This is a genomic window from Hymenobacter sp. (assembly GCF_031398885.1).
Classification (GTDB): Bacteria; Bacteroidota; Bacteroidia; order Cytophagales; family Hymenobacteraceae; genus Hymenobacter.
In genome coordinates this window covers 36316-63212 of record NZ_JANNOD010000085.1, presented here as the reverse complement: position 1 = coordinate 63212, position 26897 = coordinate 36316, and the positions used below count along the sequence as shown (strand labels likewise).

Annotated in this window: 14 protein-coding genes; 6 read left to right on the top strand and 8 right to left on the bottom strand. The window is 66.0% G+C overall.

What is annotated here, in order from left to right:
• Positions 1-225 precede the first annotated feature (225 nt).
• Together RMO51_RS16495 and RMO51_RS16490 are read right to left on the bottom strand one after the other, a co-directional pair.
• Positions 226-2043, bottom strand: coding sequence for a DUF885 domain-containing protein (locus RMO51_RS16495; protein WP_310396460.1), 1818 nt, complete (start codon positions 2041-2043; stop codon positions 226-228).
• A gap of 191 nt (positions 2044-2234) precedes the next feature.
• Positions 2235-4043: a DUF885 domain-containing protein gene (locus tag RMO51_RS16490; protein WP_310396458.1), complete on the bottom strand. Its 1809-nt coding sequence runs from the start codon at positions 4041-4043 to the stop codon at positions 2235-2237.
• A 221-nt stretch (positions 4044-4264) separates the two neighbouring features.
• On the opposite strand from RMO51_RS16490, the gene RMO51_RS16485 reads away from it, so the two are divergent.
• From RMO51_RS16485 to RMO51_RS16475, 3 genes are all read left to right on the top strand, one after another.
• A complete protein-coding gene (locus RMO51_RS16485; RefSeq protein WP_310396457.1) occupies positions 4265-7489 on the top strand; it encodes a glycoside hydrolase family 3 N-terminal domain-containing protein in 3225 nt (1074 codons plus the stop codon).
• 156 nt (positions 7490-7645) lie between these two features.
• Positions 7646-10450, top strand: a complete 2805-nt coding sequence (locus tag RMO51_RS16480) for a right-handed parallel beta-helix repeat-containing protein (protein ID WP_310396455.1) — start codon at positions 7646-7648, stop codon at positions 10448-10450.
• A 111-nt stretch (positions 10451-10561) separates the two neighbouring features.
• On the top strand, positions 10562-11071 hold the full coding sequence (locus RMO51_RS16475) for a hypothetical protein (protein WP_310396453.1): 510 nt from the start codon (positions 10562-10564) through the stop codon (positions 11069-11071).
• A 261-nt stretch (positions 11072-11332) separates the two neighbouring features.
• Here RMO51_RS16475 and RMO51_RS16470 read toward each other — a convergent pair whose 3' ends face one another.
• The gene (locus tag RMO51_RS16470) at positions 11333-11557 is read right to left on the bottom strand and encodes a hypothetical protein (protein ID WP_310396452.1); all 225 of its coding nucleotides are present in this window, start codon (positions 11555-11557) and stop codon (positions 11333-11335) included.
• 65 nt (positions 11558-11622) lie between these two features.
• On the opposite strand from RMO51_RS16470, the gene RMO51_RS16465 reads away from it, so the two are divergent.
• Positions 11623-13248 carry a 3-(methylthio)propionyl-CoA ligase gene (locus RMO51_RS16465; RefSeq protein WP_310396450.1) on the top strand — a complete coding sequence of 542 codons (1626 nt, stop codon included), beginning with the start codon at positions 11623-11625 and terminating at the stop codon, positions 13246-13248.
• A 114-nt stretch (positions 13249-13362) separates the two neighbouring features.
• Positions 13363-14271 (top strand): Rpn family recombination-promoting nuclease/putative transposase, encoded by a 909-nt coding sequence (locus tag RMO51_RS16460; RefSeq protein ID WP_310396449.1) that lies wholly within the window; start codon positions 13363-13365, stop codon positions 14269-14271.
• A 79-nt stretch (positions 14272-14350) separates the two neighbouring features.
• On the opposite strand, the gene proC is transcribed toward RMO51_RS16460, so the two are convergent.
• Both proC and RMO51_RS16450 read right to left on the bottom strand, forming a co-directional pair.
• A complete protein-coding gene (gene proC, locus RMO51_RS16455) occupies positions 14351-15151 on the bottom strand; it encodes a pyrroline-5-carboxylate reductase (RefSeq protein WP_310396447.1) in 801 nt (266 codons plus the stop codon).
• A 235-nt stretch (positions 15152-15386) separates the two neighbouring features.
• Complete coding sequence (locus RMO51_RS16450; RefSeq protein ID WP_310396445.1) at positions 15387-16568, bottom strand: heparan-alpha-glucosaminide N-acetyltransferase domain-containing protein; 1182 nt, start codon at positions 16566-16568, stop codon at positions 15387-15389.
• Between the two features lie 497 nt (positions 16569-17065).
• On the opposite strand from RMO51_RS16450, the gene katG reads away from it, so the two are divergent.
• Positions 17066-19312, top strand: a complete 2247-nt coding sequence (katG, locus tag RMO51_RS16445) for a catalase/peroxidase HPI (RefSeq protein WP_310396444.1) — start codon at positions 17066-17068, stop codon at positions 19310-19312.
• A gap of 514 nt (positions 19313-19826) precedes the next feature.
• Here the strand turns inward: katG and nagB are convergent.
• From nagB to RMO51_RS16430, 3 genes are all read right to left on the bottom strand, one after another.
• Positions 19827-21746, bottom strand: a complete 1920-nt coding sequence (nagB, locus tag RMO51_RS16440) for a glucosamine-6-phosphate deaminase (protein ID WP_310396442.1) — start codon at positions 21744-21746, stop codon at positions 19827-19829.
• A 200-nt stretch (positions 21747-21946) separates the two neighbouring features.
• Positions 21947-23281 carry a RagB/SusD family nutrient uptake outer membrane protein gene (locus tag RMO51_RS16435; protein WP_310396440.1) on the bottom strand — a complete coding sequence of 445 codons (1335 nt, stop codon included), beginning with the start codon at positions 23279-23281 and terminating at the stop codon, positions 21947-21949.
• Positions 23282-23368: 87 nt separating this feature from the next.
• Complete coding sequence (locus RMO51_RS16430) at positions 23369-26647, bottom strand: SusC/RagA family TonB-linked outer membrane protein (protein WP_310396438.1); 3279 nt, start codon at positions 26645-26647, stop codon at positions 23369-23371.
• Positions 26648-26897 lie beyond the last annotated feature (250 nt).

Below are 26897 nucleotides of genomic sequence, written 5' to 3'. Positions count from 1 at the left end.
GGGGGGCCGCTGCCGACCTACGGCTGGCCCCCCTCTCCGCGGGAGAGGGGCGGGGGGTGAGGTGAAAGCTGTACACGAACCTGAAAACTGCGCTAATCACGTCAACACGATTTGCTCAGTGGCAATGAGAGGCTCCGCTGTGCTCAGCATGACGGAAGGCGCGAGTGAGGTGCTTTATTCCGCTCCGCATGACGGCCCGGCGCCCCCAGGGTAGCTGCGGCTGCGCTACTGATTCTGCTTTTGCCGGGCCGCCCAGCTGTCCATTTTACGCTCCAATACCGCCAGGGGCATGCTGCCGCCGGCCAGAATTTCGTCGTGGAAGGCGCGCAGGCTGAACTTGGGGCCGAGCTGCTTTTCGTAGCGGGCGCGCAGCTCGCGCAGCTTCAGGGCGCCGGTTTTGTAGGCCAGGGCCTGGCCGGGAATGGCCATGTAGCGCTCAATTTCGGCCGTGGCGCCCTGCTCCGAGATGGGCTCGTTGGCCATCATGTACTGGATGGCCTGCTCGCGGGTCATGTTTTTGGCGTGCATACCCACGTCCACCACCAGGCGGATGGCGCGGTGCATCTCGTCGCCCAGCGCGCCGATTTTCTGGTACGGGTCGGTGTAGAGGCCCAGCTCCGGCCCCAGGCTTTCGCAGTACAGCGCCCAGCCCTCGCTGAAGGCCGGGTAGGAAGCAAAGCGCCGGAACTTGGGCAGCGCCGTGTTTTCCTGCTGAAGCGAGAGCTGGTAGTGGTGGCCGGGAATGGCCTCGTGCGCGAACAGCGACTCCATGCCCGAGGTGGTGTTGAATTTGGTGGCGTCGAGGATGGGCACGTAGAAAATGCCCGGCCGCGTGCCGTCCGGCGTGCCGCGGTTGTACTCGGCCGAGGCCGTGGCGGCGCGGAAGGCTTCGGTTTGCCGAATCTCAAACTGCGACTTGGGCGTGCGCCCGAACAGCTTGGGCAGGTTGGGCGTGATGCGGGCCTGAATGGCGCGGAAGGCGGTGAGCACGTCGTCCGGCGTTTTGTAAGGCATGAACTTGGGCTCCGAGCCCAGGTAGGCGAAGAAGGCCGGCAGGTCGCCCGGGAAGCTGACCTGGGCTTTCACGGCCTCCATCTCGGCCCGGATGCGCTGCACTTCGCTCAGGCCGGTCTGGTAGATGGCCTCGGGCTCGCGGGTGGTGGTGGTCATCATCCGCACGTGGTAGCGGTACATGTCGGCGCCGCCGGGCACGTCGGCCAGGCCGGTGCTGCTGCGGGCGGCGGGCAGGTACTCGGTCTGCAGAAAGTCAGCCAGCTTGCGGTAGGTGGGTACCAATTGGGTGAGAATGGCCTGCTCGTAGGCGGCGGTCAGGCGGGCTTTGTCGGCCTCCGAAAAGCCGGCGGGCAGCCGGGTAATGGGGCCGTAAAACAGGCTCTTGGTGGCGTCCGTCGTGACCTGGGCCGTGAGCTGGGGCACGGTTTTCAGCACCAGCACCCGGGGCAGCACCACGGCGGCTTTCATGCCCAGCCGAAAGTTGGCGATGGCCGAGTCGGCCCACACCGGAAACTGGCCGATGCGTGCCAGCCAGTTGTCGTAGTCCCGCACGGTTTTAAAGGGCTGCGCCCCGGTGCCCGCGCCCAGCTGCCCGAGCGTGTTGGGAAGGCTGTAGAACTGCGCAAACGGCATCAGCCAGGTGTTTTGCTTGAGGCCGTCGAGCCGGGCCTGCAGTTCGTACTGGAAGATGTCGTAGCTCACCTGGTCCTCGGCCGCGAGCTGGGCCCGGTCGGTTTTGGCCAGGCTGGTCAGATACTGCTGGTAAAAACGCTGCTGCTGCTGCCGGAAGGCGCGGGTCTGGTCGTTGGGCAGCTGGTCGTTGTAGCGGTTGTCGCCCTGGCTGGTGGCGCCCAGCGGGAACAGCTTGGCGCGGTCCTCCCAATAGGCGTCGAACAGAGCCGCCAGTGGCGCGGCCGCGGCGGGCGCAGCGGCGGCTTTGGCAACAGCTTTGGTGGGTGGCGCTTGCGCGCCGGCCGAGCCGGCCGGCAGCCACAGGGCCGCAAGCAGGGCGAGGGAGGAGGCTTTCATGGGAATCAGGATTTGGCGGGCAAGCTGCGCCGGGAAGCAGGACGGGTGTTTTTAGGAAGAAAGCCAGCAAAGAAAGAACGTCATGCTGAGCGCAGCCGAAGCATCTCGCGTGTGATAGTAACTCAATCGTTCAACGAAGCGGGCGAGATGCTTCGGCTGCGCTCAGCATGACCGCCTATTCGGATGGGTTCTTACTGCTTGGCGGCCCAGGCGTCCATCTTGGTTTCGAGCACGGCCAAAGGCATGGAGCCGTCTTTGAGCAGCTCGTCGTGGAAGGCGCTGAGCCGGAACTTGCTGCCGAGCTGCTTTTCGTGCTTGGCGCGCAGCTCCCGGATTTTGAGCTGCCCGATTTTGTAGCCCAGGGCCTGGCCGGGGATGGCCATGTAGCGCTCAATGGCCGAGGTGGCTTCGTCGGGGCTGGTGCTCAGGTTGGCCAGCAGGTAGGCAATGGCCTGCTCGCGGGTCATTTGGCGGGAGTGCAAGCCGGTGTCGACCACCAGGCGCACGGCCCGCAGCATCTCGTCGCCCAAAGCGCCCATGCGCTGGTAGGGGTCCTTGAACAGGCCCAGCTCGGGCCCAAGGCTTTCGGAGTACAGCGCCCAGCCTTCCACGTAGGCGTTCTGGCCGCCGAAGCGCCGGAACTTGGGCAGCTGGGTGCTTTCCTGCTGCAAGGAAATCTGGTAGTGGTGGCCCGGAATGGCTTCGTGCAAAAACAAGGACTCCATGCCTGAGGTGACGGTGAACTTGGTGGCGTCGGGGATGGGCACGTAGAAAATGCCCGGCCGGGTGCCGTCCGGCGAGCCCTGGTTGTACTCCGCCGACGCCGACGCCTCGCGGAACTTCTCGGTTTGGCGGATTTCAAACGACGTTTTGGGCGAGCGACCGAACATCTTCTGCAGGTTGGGCAGCATCCGCTGGTGAATGTTCTCGAAGGCGGCCAGCGCTTCGGCCGGCTGCTTGTAGGGCCGGAACTTGGCGTCGGTGTTCAGGTAGGTGAAGAAGGCCGGCAGGTCGCCCTTGAAACCCACTTCGGCCTTGATTTTCTCCATGCTGGCTCGGATGCGGGCCACTTCGGCCAGGCCCGTCTGGTAGATTTCGGCCGGCGTTTTGTCGGTCGTCGTCTCATACTTCACGTCATAGGCGTAGATTTCCGGGCCGCCGGGCACGGCGTCGATGCCGCTCGTGGCCCGGGCCTTGGGCAGGTACTCGGTTTGCAGGAAGGCGGCCAGCTTCCGGTACGAGGGCACCAGTTCGGTCATAATAGCTTTCCTGTAAGCGTCGGTCAGGCGGGTTTTGTCGGCGTCGGAAAAGCCCTGGGGCAGGCGCGCGATGGGGCCGTAGTACAAGCTCTTGGTGGCGTCCGTCACCACGATGTCAGCGGCTGTGATTTGCGGAATCATGCGCTGCACCAGCACCCGGGGCAGCACCACGCCGGTGCGCAGGCCCACCCGGAAGTTGGCAATGGCCGAGTCGGTCCAGGCCGGGAAGCCGCGCACCCGGCCCAGCCAGTTGTCGTAGTCCCGCACGGTCTTGAAGGGCTGGTTGCCCTGACCCGAGCCGTACTGGCCCAGCGCAATGGGCAGGCCGTAGAACTGGTTGGCGGGCATCATCCAGGTGTTGAGCTTGAGGCCGGCCAGCCCGTGGTTCATCTCGTACCGGAAGATGTCGTAGCTGATTTTGTCGTTGTCGTCCAGCTTGGCGCGGTCGAATTGTTCGAGCCGCGTGAGGTAACCCCGGTAAAAGCTGCGCAGCGTGTCGCGGAAGGCGCGGGTCTGGTTGTTGGGTAGCTGGTCGTTGTAGCGGTTGTCGCCGTAGGCCGTGGCGTCGAGCGGAAACAAGCGGGAATTCTGCTCCCAGTAGCTGTCGAACAGCGCGGCCAGGGGCTGTTCTTTGGCGGCGGTGTCCGTCCGGCCGGTCCAGCTCGTGTCGGACTGGTTGCGCCCGTTGCAGGCCGCGGTAAGCGCCGCGGCCACGAGGCCGGCGAGGACAAGTTTTTTCATGAATCGTAAGAAGCTGAAGTAAGCGTAACGGTGGGGTCAAATAACGGTAAAATTCGGGCCCGGCTGCACAGCGGCCCCGAGTGGTCCCGGTCCGCGCCGGCCGGCCCGTGAGCCGCGGGCCGATTCGGCGCGGGCCGGGCCCGGTAAAGGCAGGCAATGCCCGGCCCGTTTGCTTCCCTGCCGCAGGCGCTACTTTCGCAGAAACCTATTCCCCCGTGTCCTTGCCGTATTCCAAGCTTCTCCTGCTGATTCTGCTGCTGGCCGCCCCGTTGCTGGCCCCGGCCCAACGCCGGCCCGCCGCCGCCCCGGCCACCAGCCCCCGCTCCGCCGCTCCAAAAGCCAAGGCCGCGTCAACCAAAATCAAAAGCAAGAACGGCCGGGTTGCCGCGCGCAAAGCCCCAAGCATAAAGCTCCCCGCCGGCAACGCGCCCGCCTTCACCCGGTACCTGCACTCGCGGTGGGTGGACAGCCTGATGCGGGTGCTCACGCCCGACCAGCGGGCCGCGCAGCTGTTCATGGTGGCCGCGTATTCGAACCGCACGCGGGTAGACGAAGACTCGGTATCGGCCCTCATCCAGCAGTACGGCATTGGCGGGCTGATATTCTTTCAGGGCGGGCCGGGCCGGCAGGCGCGCCTGCTCAACCGCTACCAGGGTCAGAGCCGCGTGCCGCTGCTGGTGGCGCTGGACGGCGAATGGGGCGTGGGAATGCGCCTCGACAGCGTGGTGAAATTCCCCTACCAGATGAGCCTGGGCGGCGACACTGACACGGCGTTGCTCTACGACATGGGCCGCGAGGTGGCCCGGCAGTTCCGGCGCCTGGGAATGCACGTCAACTTCGCGCCGGTGGTCGATGTGAACAACAACGCTGCTAACCCGGTCATCGGCTTCCGCAGCTGGGGCGAAAACCCGGCGGCCGTGGCCCGCGACAGCCGCCAGTACATGCGCGGGATGCAGGACGCCGGCATCCTGGCCGTGGCCAAGCACTTCCCCGGCCACGGCGACGTCGACGCCGACTCCCACCTGGCCCTGCCCACGGTGCGCGTCGACCGCCGCCGGCTCGATACGCTGGAGCTGCCGCCCTTCCGCAGCCTGATGGCGGGCGGGCTGGGCGGGGTGATGGTGGCCCACCTCAACGTGCCGGCCCTGGACACTGTGCCGGGCCCCAGCACCTTGTCGCGGCCCATTATCACGGACTTGTTGCGCAAGGAAATGGGGTTCCAAGGTTTGATTTTTACCGATGCCATGAACATGAAGGGCGTCATCAGCATGTTCCCGCCGGGCGAGGCCGACGTGCGCGCCCTCATGGCCGGCAACGACATTTTGGAGTTCAGCAAAAACGTGCCGCTGGCCCTGCAAATGGTGCGCGCCGCCGTGGACAGCGGCCGGATTTCGCAGCCCGAAATCGACGCCCACTGCCGCCGCGTGCTGGCCCTCAAGCAATGGGCCGGCCTGCATCAGTACCGGCCCGTTGACATCCAAAACCTTTACGAAGACCTCAACCCGCCCCACGCCCAGTACCTCAGCCACCGCCTCACCGAGCTGAGTATGACCTTGCTGCGGAACCAACAAAACCTGCTGCCCCTGCAGCGGCTCGATACCCTGCGCCTGGCCACGCTGGTGCTGGGCGGCGCGCCCGGTGCCCCCACCGACTTCCAAAAAGCCGTGGCCGACTACGCGCCCGCCGCCCACTTTCACGCCCCGCCCGCGCCCACGCTCGACGAGCTGACCCAGCTGCGCGAAGCCCTCAAGCCCTACAACACCGTGCTGGTGGCCCTGCAGGGCCTCGGCCGGCTGCCCGCCACTAGCTTCGGCATCACGCCCGAAACCAACCTGCTGCTGCGCGAGCTCGTGGGCCAGAAGCAGACCGTGGTGCTCAGCGTGTTCGGCTCGGCCTACGCCGTGGCCAAGGTGCGCGACCTGGAGCGGGCCGGCGCCGTGGTGCTGGCCTACCAGGAAAGCGCCAACGCCCAAAGCCTGGCCGCCCAGGTCATTTTCGGCGGCAGCGCGGCCACCGGCCAGCTGCCCGTCACGGTGTCGGACCGTTACCCGCGCGGCTTCGGCCTGCGCACGGCCGGCCACCTGCGCCTGCGCTACGCCAGCCCCGAAGACGTGGGCCTCGACGGCCGCCTCGAAGCCCGCGTGGACAGCCTCGTGGGCCGGGCGCTGGCGGCCCAGGCCTTTCCGGGCGCGCAGGTGGTCATCGCCCGGCGCGGCACTGTGGTGCTCCGCAAAAGCTACGGCAACCAGACGTACGCCGGCTTCGCCGGCAATGAAGAATTAGGAATGAAGAATGAGGAATTGAAAGGGAAAAACGTGGCGGAGAAGCAAGCTAGGCGGGATGCGCGCAAGCCGAAAAACTCTTCATTCTTCATTCCTCATTCTTCATTAAGCGCAGAGTCAACAAACGCAGTGTCCACGCCTCGTTTGGTTACCGACGGCGACATCTATGACCTCGCCTCGCTGACCAAGCTGCTGGCGGCCACGCCGGTGCTGCTGCGGCTGCAGGGGCAGGGCAAGTTCAGCCCGGATAGCACGCTGGGCAACTACTTCTCTTTTCTGCGCGGGACTGATAAGGCGGGCTTGAAGATGCGCGACGTGCTGGCCCACCAGGCCCGGCTCAAGGCGTGGATACCGTTTTGGAAGGAGCTGACCAAGAAAAACGGTAAGCTGCGCCGACGCTACTTTCGGGCTGATTCGTCGGCCCGGTTTCCGTTGCCGGCGGCGCGTGGCTTGTGGGCGCGTAAGACCCTGCCGGCCCGCATCTATCAGGAAATCGGGAAGTCGCCGCTGAACGAGAAGCCGGGCTACGTGTATTCGGACCTGTCTTTTTTCCTCTACCCGGAGCTGGTGAAGGCCCGTACCGGCCTGTCGTTCGACGCCTTTCTGCAGCGCGAAGTGTACGGGCCGCTGGGTGCCACTACCCTGGGCTTCCGGCCCACCAACCGCTTCCCGCGGGCCCGCCTCGCGCCCACCGAAGTAGACTCGGCCTTCCGCCGGCAGCTGCTGCACGGCACGGTGCACGACGAGGGCGCCGCGCTGCTCGGCGGCCTCTCGGGCCACGCCGGCCTGTTCGGCAACGCCAACGACGTGGCCAAGCTCGTGCAGACCTACGCCTGGGGCGGGCGCTACGGTGGGCAGCAAATTTTCAACAAAGAAATTCTAGCCGATTGGACCCGCTGCCAGTTCTGCCCCGACAACCGCCGGGCCCTGGCCTTTGACCGGCCCGCCGCCAACCCCGCGGTGAACTCGGCCAAAAGCGCCTCGCCCAGCAGCTACGGCCATACCGGCTTCACGGGCACGTATTTCTGGGTCGACCCCGCGCAGGAGCTGGTGGTGGTGCTGCTCACCAACCGCGTGCACCCGACGCGGCGCAACAACAAGCTGACGGAGCTGAGCGTGCGTTCGGCATTGCTTCAGGTGGCCATTGAGGCGGTGCGGAAGTAGCAATAGGACGTGCCCTTGGTCTGAGAAAGAGCGTAATGTTAATATTTTATTTATTCGTAAATGACTAAGCCGCGAGTCAACTGACTTTTAGTATCTTGGCGGGAAAACGTGAGCTTTGGCATATTGCTTTACTCATACTGAATTTTCATTCCGCCTATGAAAATCGGCTTTCTGCTATTGCTGGCCACGCTGCTGAGCGGCCCGGCGGCTCCGGCCGCGACCTACTATTTCGCCGCCAACGGCAACGACGCCCACTCTTCCGCGCAGGCCCAAAACCCGGCCACGCCCTGGCAAACCCTGGCCAAGCTCAATGCCGTGATGGGCCAGCTCCAGGCCGGCGACCAGGTGCTGTTTCGGCGCGGCGACACTTTTCGCGGGGTGCTCACCATCACGCGGTCGGGCAGCGCCGCCGCGCCGCTCACCTTCGCGGCCTACGGGCCGGCCGGCGACCCGGCCCCGGTGCTGAGCGGGAGTGCCCCGCTCAGCGGGTGGGTGGGAGCGGGGGCCAACCTCTGGGAAGCCCCTTGCCCAAGCTGCGGCCCGGCCGTGACGGGGGTGTACGGGCCCGGCGGCCGGGCCCTGCCGCTGGGCCGCTACCCCAACGCCAGCGCCCCGGGCAAGGGCTACCTCGTCATTAACTCGCACGTGGGCAGCAGCCGGCTCACCAGCGCCGGGCTCGGGGGCAGTTGGGCGGGAGCCACGGCCGTCGTGCGCTCCGAGCGCTGGATTCTCGACCGCCTGCCCGTGACCAGCCAAAGCGGCGCTACGCTCATGCTGGGCCCGCCCGAGAACAACTCGGGCTACGGCCTGAAGGATGGGTGGGGGTTTTTTCTGCAAAGCCACCCCGCCACCCTCGACCAAGCCGGCGAGTGGTACTACGACGCGACTGCCCGGAAAATACGTCTTTTCGCACCGGCCCGGCCCGCCGACGGGGCCATCGAGGCCACCACGGCGGCCCCGGCCGGGCTGGTCATTCGCGGCCAGCAGTACGTCACGCTCGAAAACCTGACCCTGGCCCACGCCCTGCGCTTCGGGCTGGACGCCGAAAGCGCTTCCCACCTCACGGTGCGCGGCGTGACCGTGCGGGGAGCCGGCGAAAACGGCGTGCGCCTCAACGGCGTGGCCTCGGCGGTGCTGTTCGAAAACAACCTGATTAAGGACGCCAACAACAACGGCATCAGCGTGAGCGGCTGCTCTGACTGCACGTTTCGGGGCAATACCCTGCGGAACACGGGCCTGGTGGCCGGCCGGGGCCTGGGCGGCGACACCCAGTATTTCACCTTTAATGTGATGGGCAGCAACAACCTGCTGCTCCAGGGCAACACCCTGGACAGCTGCGGCTACGTGGGCCTGTCGTACTACGCCAGCAACAACGTCACCATCGAGCACAACGTCGTTTCCAATTTTGACCTGACCAAGGACGATGGCGGGGGCATCTACACCTGGAACGGCACCTCCCCGCCAGCGAACAATCTCAACGCCCGCATCATCAATAACGTGGTGATTAATGCGGTGGGGGCCCCCGAGGGGACCGACGACCCGACGTACGTGCCGGGCCACGGCATTTACCTCGACGACTGCTCCCAGAACGTGGAAGTGGCGGGCAACACCGTAGCCTACTGCCGCAGTAGCGGCATTTTCCTGCACGGGACCAACCGCGTCGCTGTGCGCGGCAACACGTGTTTTGGCAACCAGCAGCAGCTGCTGCTGGCCCCCAGCAGCAACCGGTGCCTGTTCAGCAACCTCGACATTCGCGACAACGTGCTGGCCACCAGCAGTGCCGCCGACGGGGTAGCGCGCTACGAAACGTCGGCCAACGACTTGGCCACCCTGGGAGCCTTTGCCAACAACCACTACGTCCGGCCCTTCAACGACCTGCTGAAAATCGGCACCCAGTACCGCACCGCGCCGAGCGGGCCCAGCACCGGCGCGTTCGTCAACACCCGCTACAACCTCGTCGACTGGCAGGCGGCCTTCGGGCACGACGCCGGCTCGCGCGACAGCCCGGTGCGGTTCCGCGCGTTCCGGGTCGACGCCCGGGCGGGCAATGGCCTCGTCGCCAACAGCCAGCTCACGGCTGGCATCGGGGGCTGGAACTTCTACTCCGCGGCCGGCAACGGGCGCATCAGCTGGGACAACGCCAACCGCCTGGGCGGCGGGGGCAGCCTGCGCCTGAGCTTTGCCGGCGCCTCGGGCCAGGCCGGCCAGTTCATGACCACGGAAACCCGCATGGGCCCCATTCAGCAGGCCAAGCGCTACGCCGTGCGCTTCCGGGCCGCCTGCGCCACGGGCAGCAAGGTGGTGGAAGTCTACCTCAAGCGCGGGGCTGCCAACTACGCCGACCTCGCGCCCCGCACCACCGTGCTGCTCACGCCCATCCCTACCGACTTCGAAGTGGCTTTCGTGCCCACCGCCGACGACCCCACCGCCAACCTGGCCTTCACCGTGGGCGAAGATGCCAATCAGGAGTGGCTCGACAACGTGGACCTGCGCGAAGCCACCCTCACCGCCGCCTCGGTCGCCGATTCGGTGCGCTTCGAGTACAATGCCACGGCCAGCCCGCGCACCATTGCTCTGCCCCCTGGCGCGCGCTACCTCGACGCCCGCAACGCCGCCTTCAGCGGCAGCCTCACGCTGGCGCCGTACTCGTCGGCGGTGCTGCTGCGCGTCAACGGGGCGGGTACGGTGCTGGCCGCCCGGCCGGCGGGACTTCGGGCCGCGGCCGGGCCCCGGCTCTGGCCCAACCCCACGGCGGGGCCGGCCACGCTCGACCTGCGGGATTTGCCGGCGGGTGCCTGCCGCATCGCCGTGCTCGACGCCCTGGGCCGGGTGGTGCGCCGCCTGGTGCTGCCGGCCGGCCGCACGCATCCGCTGGACTTGGCGGGCTTGCCGCCCGGCGTGTTTCTGGTGCGCATCGAGGGGGCGGCCGGGCCGCTGGTGCAGCGCCTGGTGCGGGAGTGAAACATTTACGCCGGGTTGCGCCGGGTTTGGTTACGCTGGTCGGGTTGACGAGCATACGGTTTCTTTTGAGGCTTGGCGGCTGAGCATTGAGTAGACACTATATTAGCCGGCATGAAACACCTGCTATTGCTCTGCTTGCTACTACTCACCATCCCGTCTCGGGCCCAATTTGCCAATGCCCTTGACGCCAAAAACGGATTTCGGGACGCCGTTTTTGGGGCGTCTGTTGAAACACTACCGGGGGCAACGCCCCTGGGGCAAGGGGAGGGAGACACGCAGTGCTATTCCCGCGCAACCGACGAATTGAAAATCGGAGACGCCCAACTGTCCGACATATCTTACTGTTATTACAAAGGCCGGCTCTATTCCGTCACGCTTGCTACTGCGGGCGCCGCCAACAGCCGGGCCTTGCGCGACGCCTTGGAAGCCGCTTATGGCCGCACGGGGCAGTCGGACCGGTACACCCTTGCCCGGGATTGGTCGGGGCGCGTGGTGGGGCTTTCATATGCCGAAAATCCCATAAGCCGCGACGCCACGGCGACCATGTACAGCAAGGCGCTTTCTAAGCAGAAGGCGGCCGATGCGAAGGCCAACGCCAAGCGGGCCAAGGCCGACCTTTAAGCAACCGCTCAAGGTCCCCACGACCTTGGGGCCAGGGTTACTGGAATGAGTTTACGAGCAGGCAATAGCTTACGAATCGGAGCAGGTAAGTCTATCGGCGAGGCGGCCGGTGGTGCGGCCATTCGTGCATGGTGGGCAGCGCGCTGCGGCAGGCGGACCAAGTCAGTTCGGCGGTTATATTATGCCAAAGGTCATGGCGTGGTCGGTTTCGTAGAAGGAAGCACGCTGTGGTACCGGTTGCCCTGACAGCTCTTAACCATGTCAGCTTACTTTCCCGGCCAGCGCAGGCGAAAGGCGCAGCATTTTGATGGTACGCGGGGCCTCCGCCACTTCCAGCCCCAGCTTAGCCAGGGCCGCGTAAATGGTCGGCTTGAGTTTTCTATGCTGGATGGTGAGGGCCACGTCGTAGCGCTCCATTGGGCAGCGGCACGTGCTGGCCGCGCTGGGCCCGTCTTTTTGCGGACCCGGCGCGGTAACAAGTTTCAAATCCGAATTATTGGCTAGCTTGGCCTCCGGCATTTCCCATCCCACCCAACCCCGCCGCCGAACCCATGCAAGGACTCATGATGGCCGACCAGCTGCGCGTAGCTGGCGTGCTCGAACACGCCGCCAAGTGGCACACCGACACCGAAATAGTGTCCCGCTTACCGGAGGGCGGCATTCACCGCTACACCTACGCCGCCGCGCACGGCCGCAGCCAGCAGCTGGCCAATGCCCTGCTCAGGCTGGGCATGGAGGACGGCGACCGGGTGGGCACCCTGGCCTGGAACACCCACCGCCACTTCGAGCTGTACTACGGCGTGGCCGGCATCGGGGCGGTGTGCCACACCATCAACCCGCGCCTGTTCCCGGAGCAGCTCGTCTACATCATCAACCACGCCGAGGACCGGCTGCTGTTCTTTGACATCACCTTCCTGCCCCTAGTGGAGCGGCTGGCCCCCGTGTGCCCCAAAGTAGAAAAATGGGTGCTCATGGCCCCCGCCGCGCACCTGCCGGCCGCGTCGGTCATGCCCGGCCTGTGCAGCTACGAGGACCTGCTGGCCGCCGAAACGGCGGACTACGCCTGGCCCATGCTCAACGAGAACACGGCCTGCTCGCTCTGCTACACCTCCGGCACCACCGACCAGCCCAAGGGCGTGCTCTACTCGCACCGCTCCACGGTGCTGCACGCGCTGGGCATCTCGCTGCCCGACGCCCTGAGCTGCTCGGCCCGCGACGTGATTATGCCCGTGGTGCCCATGTTCCACGTCAACGCCTGGGGCCTGCCCTACGCCGCGCCGCTCAACGGGGCCAAGCTGGTGCTGCCCGGCGCGGGCATGGACGCCGCCAGCCTCTACGAGCTGTTCGAGACCGAGGGCGTCACGTTCTCGGCCGGGGTGCCCACCATCTGGCTGGGGCTCCTGCAGTTCATGCGCGAGGGCCAGCGGAAATTCGCCACCCTGGAGCGCACGGTGGTGGGCGGTTCCTCCTGCCCGCCGGCCCTGATGAAAGCGTTTGAGGAAGAGCTGGGCGTGACCATCCTGCACGCCTGGGGCATGACCGAAACCAGCCCGCTGGGTACCACCAGCAGCCTCAAGGCCCGGCACGCCGCCCTCGACCCCGCCGAGAGCCTGGCTGTGCGGGCCAAGCAGGGCCGGGCGGTGTTCGGCGTGGACATGAAGATTGTGGGCGACGACGGCCAGGAGCTGCCGCACGACGGCGTGGCTTTCGGCGACCTGCTGGTGCGCGGCCCCTGGGTGGTGCGCGACTACTTTGGCAGTGGCGCACCTGGCGAGCTGACGGCCGACGGCTGGTTCCGCACCGGCGACGTGGCCACCATCGACGCCGACGGCTTCATGCAAATCACCGACCGCTCGAAGGACGTCATCAAGTCCGGCGGCGAATGGATTTCCAGCATCGACCTCGAGAACCTGGCCGTGGGCCACCCCGCCGTGGCCGAGGCCGCCGTCATCGGCGTGCCCAGTGCCAAGTGGAGCGAGCGGCCTCTGCTGGTGGTGGTGCGCCGCCCGGGCATGGAGGTGTCAGGCCAGGAGCTGCTGGCGTTTTTCAAAGGCAAGGTGGCCAAGTTCTGCGAGCCCGACGCCGTGGAATTCGTGGAGCAACTGCCCCACACGGCCACCGGTAAGCTGCTCAAAACGCAAATTCGCAAGGACTTCGCCGGGTATTCAGTGGCCTGAGCAAGGACTTGGCCCTAGCCCGGTTGGGGACGGGGGAGCGGGCGAACAGCAGGGCTTGGTCCGGGCCGTATCTTTGGGGGCCCGGCATTCAACTGCTGCCCGGCCGCCGGCTCCATGCGCTACCTCGACCCCAAGAACGACCTGACATTCAAGAAAGTATTTGGCCAGCATCCGCACCTGCTGCGCAGCTTTCTGAACGCCTTGCTGCCGCTGGAAGAGGGCCAGGTTATCGAGTCGCTGGAATACCTGCCGGCCGAATTGGTGCCGGTGGTGCCCCTCTTCAAACACAGCATCGTGGACGTGCGCTGTCAGGACAACACGGGCCGGCAGTTCATCGTGGAGATGCAGATGTTGTGGACCGACTCGTTCAGGTCGCGGGTGCTTTTCAACGCCTCGAAGGCCTACGTGAACCAACTGGGGCGGGGCCGACAGTACGAAGGGCTGCAGCCAGTGTACGCGCTGAGCCTGGTTGACCAGGTGTTCGAGCCGGACTCAGCCGAATACTACCACCATTACCGCTTCGTGCACACCACCGAGCCCGAGCGGCGGCTCGAAGGCCTGGAGCTGATTTTCGTGGAGCTGCCCAAGTTTCGGGTCGGTACGCTGCTCGGCAAGCGAATGCAGGTGCTCTGGCTGCGCTACCTCACCGAAATCAAGGACCAGACCGAGCTAATTCCGGCCGAGCTGCTGGCCGAGCCGGCGCTGGAAGAAGCGGTGGAGTACCTGCGCGAATCGGCCTTTAGCCGCGACGAGCTGGCCGGCTATGACCGCTACTGGGACTCCATCAGCTCCGAGCGGACCCTCCTAGCCGCGGCCCTCCGCGAGGGCCGGGCGGAAGGCCGGGCGGAAGGAAAAGCCGAGGGAAAAGCGGAAGGAAAAGCGGAGGGCAAGGCGGAGGGCAAGGCGGAGGGCAAGCGCGAAAGTGCTTTAGAACAGGCCCGCCGGATGAAAGAGCGAGGGTTCGATACGGCTACGATTCAAGAACTAACCGGCCTTGACGAAGCTGATATTTCCGCCCTCTGAATCACCGCTGCGGTGACTTTTTCAGGTAGCGGCTGACCAGTACCCCTTCCTTCATGGGCTGGGGTGCAAACGGCGGACCTCACTTCCCCAGCTCCTCGGCTCGGTCGCGTGCGGCGCCCGCGCCGGCCATGAGGCCTTCACGCACCGCGCCCGCGCCGAAGGCGCGCATGGCGGCTTCGGTGGTGCCGCCCTTGGAGGCCACCCGGGCAATCCATTCCGCGCAGCTCAGGCCCGATTGGGCGTACAGCTCCACGGCACCGCGGAAGGTCTGGCTCACCAGTAGCTCGGCCTCGGCGCCGCTGAAGCCCATCTGGCCGGCGGCCGCCATCAGGGCGTCCATGCAGTAGTACACGTAGGCCGGGCCGCTGCCGGAGATGGCCGTGGCGGCGTCGATGGCCGTTTCTTCCTCCACGTATACGGTTTTGCCGGTGGTACTGAGCAGGTTTTGCACCTGCACCAGCTCGGCGCGGGTCACGGCGTCGGTGCTGGTGAAGGCCGTCATGCCCATGCCGATTTGGGCGGGCAGGTTGGGCATGGCCCGGATGACTTTGGGCGTGCCCAACGCTTCGTGCAAGGTGGCGATGCGCACCCCGGCCATGATGCTGAGCACCACCTGCGTCGGCTGCACCAGTCCGCGCAGCTGTCCGAACAAAGCCGGCGAATCCTGGGGCTTCACGGCCAGGATGAGCAGGTCGGCGCCGGGCACGCACTCGGCCGGGTGGCCCCACACCGTGCCGAGTTCGTGCGCCGCCAGGGCCGGCACCCGCGCGGGGGAGCGGGCCAGCAGCCGCAGGTCGAGCCGCGAGGTGATGTGGGCGCGCACGAAGCTGCGGGCGTAGGTCAGGCCCATGTTGCCGCCGCCGATGATGAGGATTTTCATAAAGTGTAGAATGCTGACCGAGTGGCAAAGAACGACACGCGCCGCGCCGCGAAGTTCGGTGTTGCCCAACCTCTCAGCCGGAGTAGTCAATCAATCGGTTGTCAGACTGACACGCGAGGGGTTGTGCGAGAAGAGGTAGAGAAGCAACGTCTTGCGGCTCGTCGTTGAACGACTCGCGGCAGAACCAGCCCCCGGGTTCGTTCCAAAAAGAGACGCAAGTATGCGTCTCTACTTATCACACTTTCAGCACAATGCCCTTGTTGCGCATCCAGGTCAGAATTCCCAGCCAAATCAGCACCAACACCACGGCCCCGACCAGGGAGGCCGTGCGCGGGTCGGCGAAGTAGGGCGCGATGCCCCATTCGTAGAGCCATTCTTTCAGCCCCACGGGCTTGCCGGCCGGCCCTGGCAGCTTGAACAAGCCAAAGGTGCGCGAGAGCAGCGCCGAGAGGCAGAATACCAGGATGGCGTTGACGCCGTAGGCTAGGGCCGGGCCGGTCCAGGCGCGGTGGCCCTGCACGTCGGACACCCAGTACAGCGCGGCTAGCCCGGCCATGGCCAGCCCGCCGGTGTAGAGTACGTAGGAGCTGGTCCACAAAGCCTTGTTGATGGGGAACCACCCCGACCAGACGAGGCCCAGCACGGCAACCGCGCCCGCCGCCACGAACAGCCAGGCCACTTTGGCGGCGGGCTCGGGGCTGGGGCGCCGCAGCCACTGCGCGGTGAGGCCACCCAGCAGGCCGGTGCCCAGCGCGGGCAGCGTGCCGAGCAAGCCTTCGGGGTCCCAGGTTTTGCTCTGCTTCCAGAGGTGGGCCTCGCCGAACACCAGACGGTCGAGCCAGGCGCCGAGGTTGGTGGCGGGCGCCAGGTTGGCCGGGCCGAAGCCGGGCACGGGCACCGCCTGCAGCAGCACCGCGTAGCCCACCAGCAGCCCGGCCAGCAGCCCCACCTGAGTGCGCCAGCCCGTCTTCAGAAAAAGAAAGCTGCACCCCAGAAATACCAGCGCAATGCGTTGCAGCACGCCCATCACGCGGACTGCCGAAAAGTCGAATTTCGGGTACAGCGACAGCAGCAGGCCCAGGCCGAACAGCACCGCGGCCCGGCGCAGCACCCGCCAGAGCACCGCGCCCTGGGGGCCGCCGCGCTGCTTAACCCCGTCCAGGGCGTACACCAGGCTCACGCCCACGATGAACAAAAAGAACGGAAAAATCAGGTCGGTGGGCGTGCAGCCGTGCCAGGCGGCGTGCTCCAGCGGCGGGTAGATGTGGCCCCAGTCGCCGGGGTTGTTCACCAGTATCATGGCCGCCACGGTCAGGCCACGGAACACGTCGAGGCTCACGAGCCGGCCGGGCGGCGAGGCTTCGGCAAGGAAGGGCGCGCCGGTGGTTTCCGAAGCAGCCCGGGGGATGGTTTGCATGGCGGGGGGTTGCGTGAACAAGGAGGGCTTGGCTACTTGGGTGCCGGCCGGGTCGCGGACCACCAGGTACTTGCTCCGCGGAAGCCGGGCCCACGAAGCGGGCGAATCCGCGGCCCGCCGCGCGACGTTTGGCAGTGGGTGTTGGTGGTATGTATGAATAACTACAACAGCTCGCCGGTTGCGATGCTGGTCGGCGGGCTCCCCCCTCCGCGGAAGCGGAGCCCGCCCCGCAAGGGTCTCGTGGGGTGCCCGGGGCCGCGCCGCGCACCCGGACCGGTGAACGGCGCCAAGTGGGCAAAAACTCGAAAAGTCTTCCGGCATTCGGTTGTCGAAAGTACCTTCGCGGTTTCGCCGGCAATGCCCAACAAAGCGCTGATGAGGCACCGGCCGGCTTACCTCGACCATCGAACGAGCTACGGAACAGCCCTCCAATCATCAGCGCAAACTTTTTGGCGAAATTTGCATTTTAAGAGTCAAAATAAAAATCTATTCTCCACATGCACGAGACCCAAAGTACCCCGGAAAACTCCATTCTCTACGACCTGAACGAGCCCGCCGCCAAGTGCCCGTTCAGCAGCGGCGCGCTGAAGCAGAGCGCCGGCGGTGGCCGCACCAACCGCGAGTGGTGGCCCAACGAGCTCAAGCTGAACATTCTGCGCCAGCACGCGGCCTTTTCCAACCCCTTGGGAGGAGGCTTCAACTACGCCGAAGAGTTTAAGAAGCTCGACCTGGCCGCCGTGAAGCAGGACCTGTTCGAGCTGATGACGACCTCGCAGGACTGGTGGCCGGCCGACTACGGCCACTACGGCCCGTTCTTCATCCGCCTGGCCTGGCACAGCGCCGGCACCTACCGCATCGGCGACGGCCGCGGGGGCTCGGGCTCGGGCGCCCAGCGCTTCGCGCCGCTCAACAGCTGGCCCGACAACGCCAACCTCGACAAGGCCCGCCTGCTGCTGTGGCCCATCAAGCAGAAGTATGGCCAGAAAATCTCCTGGGCCGACCTGATGGTGCTCGCCGGCAACTGCGCCCTGGAGTCGATGAACTTCAAAACCTTCGGCTTCGCCGGCGGCCGCGAGGACGTGTGGGAGCCCGAGCAGGACATCTACTGGGGCCCCGAAACCGAGTGGCTGGCCGACAAGCGCTACACCGACGACCGCCAGCTCGATAACCCGCTCGGCGCCGTGCAGATGGGCCTCGTCTACGTGAACCCCGAGGGCCCGAACAGCAAGCCCGACCCGGCGGCGTCGGCCCACGACATCCGCGAAACCTTCGGCCGCATGGCCATGAACGACGAGGAGACCGTGGCCCTGATTGCCGGCGGCCACACCTTCGGCAAAACCCACGGCGCGGCCGACCCCAGCCAGTACGTGGGCTCGGAGCCCGCCGGGGCCAGCCTGGAGGAAATGGGCACCGGCTGGCGCAACAGCTTCGGCCAGGGCCACGGCGCCGACACCATCACCAGCGGCCTGGAAGGCGCCTGGACCCGCACGCCCGCCCTGTGGAGCAACGACTACTTTGACCACCTCTTTGGTTTTGAGTGGGAGCTGACCCAGAGCCCCGCCGGCGCCCACCAGTGGCGTCCGGTGAACGGCGGCGGCGCCGGCACCATCCCCGACGCCCACGACCCGGCCCGGAAGCACGCCCCCTTCATGCTCACCACCGACATTGCCCTGCGCGTGGACCCGGCCTACGAGGTGATTTCGCGCCGCTTCCACGAGCACCCCGACCAGTTTGCCGACGCCTTCGCCCGCGCCTGGTTCAAGCTCACGCACCGCGACATGGGCCCCAAGGAGCGGTACCTGGGCCCGGAAGTGCCCACCGAGGAGCTGCTCTGGCAGGACCCCATTCCGGCCCTGACCCACGCCCTGGTGGACGACCAGGACGTGGCGGCCCTGAAAGAAAAGATTGCGGCCTCCGGCCTGTCGGTGACCCAGCTCGTGACTACGGCCTGGGCGTCGGCCTCCACCTACCGCGACTCCGACAAGCGCGGCGGCACCAACGGCGGGCGCCTGCGCCTGGCCCCGCAGCGCCACTGGGAAGTCAACAACCCGGCCGAGCTGGCGCCCGTGCTGCAGGTGCTGGAAGGCATTCAGCGCGAGTTTAACGGCGCCCAGGCCGGCGGCAAGCAGATTTCCATGGCCGACCTGATGGTGCTGGCCGGCGGCGTGGGCGTGGAGCAGGCGGCGCAGCACGGCGGGCAGCCGGTGACGGTGCCCTTCACCCCGGGCCGCACCGACGCCTCGCAGGCGCAAACCGACGTGATGTCGTTCGCGGCCCTGGAGCCGGCGGCCGACGGCTTCCGCAACTACCTCAAGCCCCACCACCAGGCCGCGGCCGAGGAAATGCTGATTGACAAAGCGCAACTGCTGACCCTGACCGCGCCCGAGCTGACGGTGCTCTTCGGCGGCCTGCGGGCCATTAACATCAACTACAATCAGTCGCAATACGGCGTGTTCACCGCCCGCCCCGGCGCGCTGACCAACGACTACTTCGTGAACCTGCTCGACATGGGCACCACCTGGCGGGCCACGTCGGACACGCAAGCCACCTTCCAGGGCCGCGACCGCAAGACCGGCGCCGTGCGGTGGACTGGCACCCGCGTGGACCTGATTTTCGGCTCGAATTCCGAGCTGCGGGCCCTGGCCGAAGTGTACGGCTGCACCGATGCCCAGGAAAAGTTCGTGACCGACTTCGTGGCCGTGTGGACCAAGATGATGAACCTCGGCCGCTTCGACCTGGCGTAGTATCATCGCAATTTGGCGGCCCTGTTAATAGCTACCGTGTTGCGCAATAAAAAGGTGGCCTTGCAAAAGGCCACCTTTTTATTGCGTGCAGATTCTTAAAGAAGCCACCAGATGCAGTGGTATGGTACATGATTTTAATCAATACTCCGAAGCTTCAGCTCCTTATCTATCTCTCGGATATTGAAGACATTTAACATTACTATCGGTGATAGCGCAAGGGGCACGGCAATCAAGAGGTAGCCGCTTTTTTTGTTGTACAGGTTTAGGAGAAACAGCGCTGCAATTGCACCCGCGAGTATCCCGGTGAGAAATATTGACGCTTTCCGGGTTTTGAGCAACTGTTCGGTGCTTTGCTCTGAGTATTTAGTCTTGCTCATCTTGACGTTCCGCTATTTGCTGATTTGGCGGCCTTGTAAGTAACGAAAAATTTGTGTGAGGCGCTGTTCAACAACGCAATCTGTGGGGTTACGTCGCGGGTTGCGTTGGGTCACTCCGCGAGAATAACGCCCAAAAATCAAAACTCCCAGCGCACAAACGCCTCAATCCCCTCGTACTCGGGTAGGCCCAGCTGGTCGTAGAGCTTGGCGGTGGTGCGGTTGCGGGCCTCACTGCGCTGCCAGAACTCGCGCTGGTCGGCGCCCGGGAACAGGGGCCGGTCCTTCTGGCTCTGGTGCTTGAAGATGGCGCGGCGCTTGCGCGTGAGCTCCTGGGGCGAAAGCGGCACGGCCATCTCAATCTGGTCCACGTCCCACTCCTGCCAGGCGCCGCGGTAGAGCCACACCCAGCAGTCGTCGAGCCACGCCGTGCCGGAGGCCTTGAGCTGCCGGATGGCCTGGAAGATGGCGGCCAGGCACATGCGGTGGGTGCCGTGCGGGTCGCTCAGGTCGCCGGCGGCGTAAATCTGCTGGGGCTGGATGCGGTTGAGCAGCTCCATGGTGAGGCGCAGGTCCTCGTCGCCGAGCGGCTTTTTGCGCACCCGGCCGGTTTCGTAGAAGGGCAGGTCCTGGAAGTGGGCGCGGGTGGCGGGGTCGAGGCCGGCGTAGCGCAGGGCGGCCCGGGCCTCGCCCCGGCGGATGACGCCCTTGAGCTGCTGCACCTCGGGCGAGTCGACCTGGCCCGGCGACTTGCCGCGCAGGAAGTCGGCCACGCGCTGGTAGAACTGCTCCCCGGCCGGGTCGTTCTGCTGAAACAGCTGGTCGTACTCGGCCGCAAAATCGGCGAAGCGCAGGGCCTCGTCGTCGAACACCGCGATGTTGCCCGAGGTCTGGTAGGCCACGTGCACCTCGTGGCCCTGGTCGACGAGCCGCAACAGCGTGCCGCCCATCGATATCACGTCGTCGTCGGGGTGCGGCGAGAAGATGAGCACCCGCTTGGGGAAGGGCGCGGCGCGCTCGGGGCGGTGGGCGTCGTCGGCGTGAGGCTTGCCGCCGGGCCAGCCCGTGATGGTGTGCTGCAGCTCGTTGAACACCCGGATGTTGATGTCGTAGGCCGGGCCCGACTGCGCCAGCAGCTCCGAGAGGCCGTTCTCGTTGTATTCTTCCTCGGTGAGCTTGAGGATGGGCTGGCCCACGGTGCGGGCCAGCCATGTCACGGCCTTGCGCACCAGGGCCGGGTCGTGCCAGTTGCAGGGCCGGCCCGCCAGCCAGGGCGTTTTGCGGGGCGTGAGCTCGGCGCCAGCGGCCTCGTCCAGCACCACCTGCACCGAGGCGTGGCGCTGCAGGTAGGTGGCCGGCACGGTGTCGGTCACCTCGCCCTCCACCATGCGCTTCACCACGGCGGCCTTGCCTTCGCCCCAGGCCAGCAGCACGATGTGCCGGGCTTCGAGGATGGTGCCCACGCCCATGGTCAGGGCTCGGCGCGGCACGTTTTCCTCGCCGTAAAAATCGGAGGCCGCGTCGGTGCGCGTCACGTGGTCGAGGGTGATGAGGCGGGTGCGCGAGGCCGGCCCAGAGCCGGGCTCGTTGAAGCCGATGTGGCCGGTGCGCCCAATGCCGAGCAGCTGCAAGTCGATGCCGCCGGCCGCCTGAATCTGCGCTTCGTAGCGGCGGCAGTAGTCGGCTACGTCGGCCGCGGCCACGGTGCCGTCGGGGATGTGCACGTTCTCGGGCCGGATGTCGACGTGGTCGAACAGGTACTCGCGCATGAAGCGCACGTAGCTCTGCAGCGAGCCGGGCGCCATCGGGAAATACTCGTCGAGGTTGAAGCTGACCACGTTCTGAAAGCTCAGCCCTTCCTCGCGGTGCAGGCGCACCAGCTCCTCGTACACGCGGGTGGGCGAGGAGCCCGTGGCCAGGCCCAGCACGCAGGGCCGGCCCTCGGCCGCCTTGGCCCGGATGAGGTCGGCTATTTGCTGAGCCACGGCGGCGGAGGCCGTTTCCGAGTCAGGGTACACGGTGGTGGACAGGGGCGGGACGGAAGTTTTGGGGGCGTTCATCGGGTGGGGAAATCAAGGGATGGAACCCAAAACAAGCAGTGCCTTGGAGTAGCTCACGCGGGGCAGAGACGCATGTTTGCGTCCCGTCGTCCGCGCCGTGCTGTTGATTGTCGTTCAATGACAAGACGCAAATATGCGTCTCTACGCCTAACTAAAAAAGGGGCAGCGCCGCCTTCCGTAGCAACGCTGCCCCCGCTGGGCTAGTTGGCCGGGTCGGCCGGGGTGGCCGGGTTATTTTCGCGCTCGACCCGCGGGTAGGGGTAAAAATTGCGGTTGCGCTCGGCGCCGGTCATGCCCGGTCCCGGCCGGCCGAAGCGGCGGCTATCCTCCAGCCGAAAGCCCTGGTAGGCCAGCTCGACGTAGCGGTTGCGCAGGATATCGAGCAGGATGGCATCGGCCGTCTGCGGTCCTGCATAAGGAGGGAGGCTGGCGGCAATGCCGTAGATGTCCCCGAGCTGTGGCGCCACCGGCAATGTCGACTTCGTCCGCACCCGGTTCAGCTCCGTCACGGCGCTGGGCAGGTCGTTTTTGCGGGCGTAGGCCTCGGCCCGAATCAGCAGCATTTCGCCCGGCACGTACACCGGAATGGCCGCATTGTTGGCCGTGTAAAAGCCCGAGCCCAGGTTGGGCTGGGCAGCCGGCGGGGCGGGCGGCGGGCCGGTGCGGATGTAGAAGGGAATGCGCCGGTCGCCGGCCTCCGGGGCCAGGGCGCCGGTCAGGCCCAGGGCAGCGGTGGTGGGCTCGAACACGTTGCGGTTGCCGAAGGACGTTTCAAACAGCGGGTTGCGGGTGTTGTCGTCGAAGTTGAACACCGACCGTCGGGTCAGGTCCACGCGGCCCGCCGCGGCCAGGGCCTTGTCGTAGTCGCCGGCCATGAGGCTGTAGCGGGCAATGAGGGCCTGCAGGGTGTTGGCCAGGTCGAGGCCCGGCACGATGCGGGCGTTGAAATCGGCCGAGGCGGGCGTGGCCGCCAGTTGGGCGGCGGCGGTTTCAAGCTGGGCCACGGCGTCGCGCAGCACCGCCACCCGGTCCACGAAAGGCGCGTTGGCCTGCGTCACCACCGGAATTTGCTCGAAATACTGGGCCAGGGTGCCCAGGGCCAGGGCCCGAAAGATGCTGGCGTAGGCCACGATGCCGCTGCGGGTGCCGGCGTCCGGGGCGTTGCCCGCGTTTTGCAGCACCAGGTCGGCGTTGGCCCGCACCAGTTGGGCCTGCGTCCAGAGGTTGCGCACGATGCCGTTGGCGTTGTTCAGGCTATTGGCCCCCAGGCTCACGTTGAATTCCTCCACGTTGCCCACGTTCAGGACGCGCAGCTCGCCGGTGCTCAGCCCGCCCGCCGCCACCGTGTTGTAGAGCACGCTCACGAAGCCGCCGGTGGTGAAGCGCGCCTGCAGGCCATTGGCGAGCGGAATCAGCGCGTCCGGGGAGGTGTCCACCTGCTGCTGGCTGGCCGTGCTGGGGTTCAGGTATTCCTTGTTGCAGGCGCCCAGCGTCAGCACGGACAGCAGGGCGGCGAGAGAAAACATCTTTTTCATGACGAAGTCAGCGTTTGAAATGGGGGAAGTCGTCATGCTGCGGCAAGCGCAGCACGACGTTCTTTAATTAGCTACTCGAAACAACGGCTAGAACGTGGCTGCCAGCTTTACCTGGTAGGTGCGCGGGATGGGCACGTTGCCGAAGTCGATGGCGCGCAGCAGGTCCGACGAGCCGCCGGCGCTGGTTTCGGGGTCGAAGCCGTTGTAGTTGTCCCACGAGTACAGGTTGCGGCCCACCAGGCTCAGGGTCAGCGCGCTGACGGCTTTGCTGAACGTGGGCAGGGTGTAGCTCAGGGCCAGCTCGCGCAGCTTCACGTAGGCGCCGTCGTCGATGCGAAATTCCTGGGTGTTGTAGATGGCGAAGATGTAGCCGCGGGGCAGCTCGCCGCGCAGCTCCTGCCCGGCCAGGTCGCCCAGGCCCACGCCCTGGCGGGTGCGCTTGTCGGCGTTGAACACGCTCACCCCGCGCACGGCGTCGAAGAGCACGTGCAGCGCCAGCTTCTTGTAGGCCACGTTGGTGCTGGCGGAGCCGGTCCATTTCGGGTTGGGGTCGCCGATGACCACGTTGGCCACGGCCGAGCCGGCGCCGTAGCCGGGCTGGCCGTCGGCGTCGTTGCGGGCGGGCACGTAGTCCACCGAGCCCACGGCCTGGCCCACGGCGCGCTCGTCCTGCGGGAAGCCCTGGGGCGTGAGCAGCAGCGAGCCGTCGGGGTTGCGGGCGTAGGCCGAGCCGTAGAACACCCCGGCGGCCTGCCCGGCCAGCAGGTACACCGGCGCCCCGGCCACGTTGTCGATGGAAATGGCCTGGTTCAGGCCGTTGGTGCCGGGCAGGTCCAGCACCTTGTTGCGGTTGCGGCTGAAGATGAACGACAGGTCCCAGCTCAGGTCGGCGGTTTTCACTGGCACCACGGTCAGCGAGGCTTCCAGGCCCCGGTTTTCCATCGAGCCCACGTTGTTCACGATGCTGGAGCCGCCGGTGCTGGGGGCCAGGTTGCGGCGCACCACCAGGTCGGTGATTTTCTGACGGTACACGCTCACGCCCAGCGTCAGGCGGTCGCGCAGAAAGGCCAGGTCGGCGCCGGCTTCCAGCTCGGCCATGCGCTCGGGCTTCACGGCGGGGTTGGCCAACTGGGTGTTGGGCGTGAGGGTGTTCTTGCCCAGCAGGCCCACCGGACTGAACTGGTAGAACCGGTCGTAGGAGCCGATGCCGGTCAGGTTGCCGGCCTCGCCGTAGCTGGCCCGCAGCTTGAGGCTGTTGAAGGCGGTGGCCAGGCGGCCGTTCTGCCAGAAGCTCAGGTCCGACACCACCAGCGAGCCGCTCACCTTGGGGTACACCTGGTTGGTTTCCGCGTCCGAGAACTTCGACGAGCGGTCGCGCCGCACGGCCCCGGTGAGGAAGGCCAGGTTGCGGTAGCCGAAGGTCACCTGCCCGTAGTAGCCGCTCAGGTTGTAGCGGTCGAGGTTGGCGGCCGAGGTCACGGTCGTGTTCGAGGCCCCCGAGACGGTGGTGATGAACGGGGCCAGGTTCTGGCCCTGGGTGGCGGTGAAGTCCTGCTGGCTGAACTGGTAGCTGTAGCCGGCCAGCAGGTTCACCTTGAAGTCCTCGGCCGGCCGGTACTCGTAGCCCACGTTCACGTCGGAGTTGAGCTGGAGGGCGGCGTTGCTGGCGTTGGCCGCGTAGCCCAGCGGGTAGCGGGCGGCGGGCAGGCCGGCCACGGTCTGGTAAGGGTAGGGCCGGATGTAGCTCTGGCCCACTTGCGAGAGGGCGTCCACGCCCAGCACGTAGTCGAACGAAAAGCCTTTGAACGGGGTCAGGTTCACCTGCACGTCGCTCACGGTGCGGTTCACGTCCTGCGTGAACTTCATGTCCTCGATGGTCGAGAGCGGGTTCACGCGGGTGGGCTCCACAGCCAGCAGGTTGCCGCGGGCGTCGCGCTGGTTGAGGTCGTAGATGTTGTTGGTGATGTTGACCGAGTTAATCGGCGAGTAGAACACGTTGCCGTTGGCCTTCTCATTCGAGCCGCTGTTGATGTAGCTCACCCCGGCCGACACCTTGGCCCAGTCGGCCAGGCGCTGGTCCACCCGCGCCCGCAGGTTGTAGCGCGTGAAGTCGGTGCCCTTGATGATGCCCTGGTTTTTGAGGTAGTTGGCCGACACGTAGTACTGCGTCCGCTCCGAGCCGCCCGCGATGGACACGGCGTTGTCGGTGCCGTAGCCCCGCCGGAAAATCTCGTCGAAATAGTTGTAGCGCGTCACGTCCACCAGGTTGGTGGCCAGCTGCGTGGTGGCGCCGGCGCGGGTGATGCCCGTGGTGGTTAAGAAGGTGTTGGCTGGATTGCTGGCAATAGTGCCAGACGAGCCAGGAGTGCCCGCCGAACTGATAGTATACAATCGAAAGATGCTGGGAGACAACGTACCATTTGCATTGCGCGCAATAAATCCGTCCGCCCCGAACTGCTTGCCGGTGGTGTTCACTGGCACCGACTTGCGCAGCTCGTTCATGTTAAAACTGGTGGACACCGACACCCGCGGCGCCCCGTTTTGCCCGCGCTTGGTGGTGATGAGCACCACGCCGTTGGCGGCCCGCGAGCCGTACTGGGCGGCGGCAGCGGCCCCGTTGATGATGTTGATGCTCTCGATGTCGTTCTGGTTGAGGTCGGCCAAGCGGTTCTGGCCGGCGTTGGCCACGCCGATGTCGTTGGCCACCGCCAGCTGCGACACGTTGGTGCTGGCGTTGCTCACAATCACCCCGTCGATGACGTAGAGCGGGTCCGACGGGCCGGCCAGCGAGTGCACCCCGCGCAGGCGCACCGACAGCGAGCCGGCCGGGTCGCCCGAGTTCTGGGTTATCTGGGCGCCGGCCACCTTGCCCTGCAAGGAGTTCAGCACCCCGCCCGAGCCGCTCTGCGCCAGGTCCTCGGCCCGGATGGTGCTGATGGCGTTGCCCAGCTCCCGCTTGGGCGCGCTGATGGTGGAGCCCACCACCACCACCTCGTCGAGCTTTTCGAGGGCCTCGGTCAGGTTCACGTCGGTGGTCACGGTTTCGGTGGCGCCCAGGGTCACGGGCCGCGACTCGGCTTTGTAACCAATGAGCGAAAACGTGAGCGTGTAGGTGCCGGGCGCCAGGGTGGCGGTCAGCGCGTAGGTCCCGTCGGCGTCGGTCGACGCGCCCACGGCGGTGCCGTTGAGCAGCACGGTGGCGCCAGGCAGGGCCTGCCCGCTGGCGTCGCGCACGCGGCCCTGCAGGACAAACCGACGGGCGGCGGCGTCGGTGGGCTGCGCCCAGCCCGGCGTGGCCAGCAGCAGGCAAATAAGCAGCCCGGCCCACAACGAGGCCAGGCGGCTAAGCAGGTACTTGTTCGGCATACAGAGAAAGGTTAGGTGGGAAGAATCGAGCAAATTTTGGCGTTTGTCAATAGTAAGGAAATTTTCACCGACGTTTTAAATCACGAGGACTTCGCGAGGTGGCAAAAGCAAGCCGATGGGACCGAGGATAAACTTCAGCCGGAGATGCTTGTGAGGGGAAATCTCGAAATAAATAAATAAAAACTGGTTTTTTTGAATGTTTGTGGAAACGGTCAACCCGTTTTTTTTACGCACTTTTGGCTACGTGTTG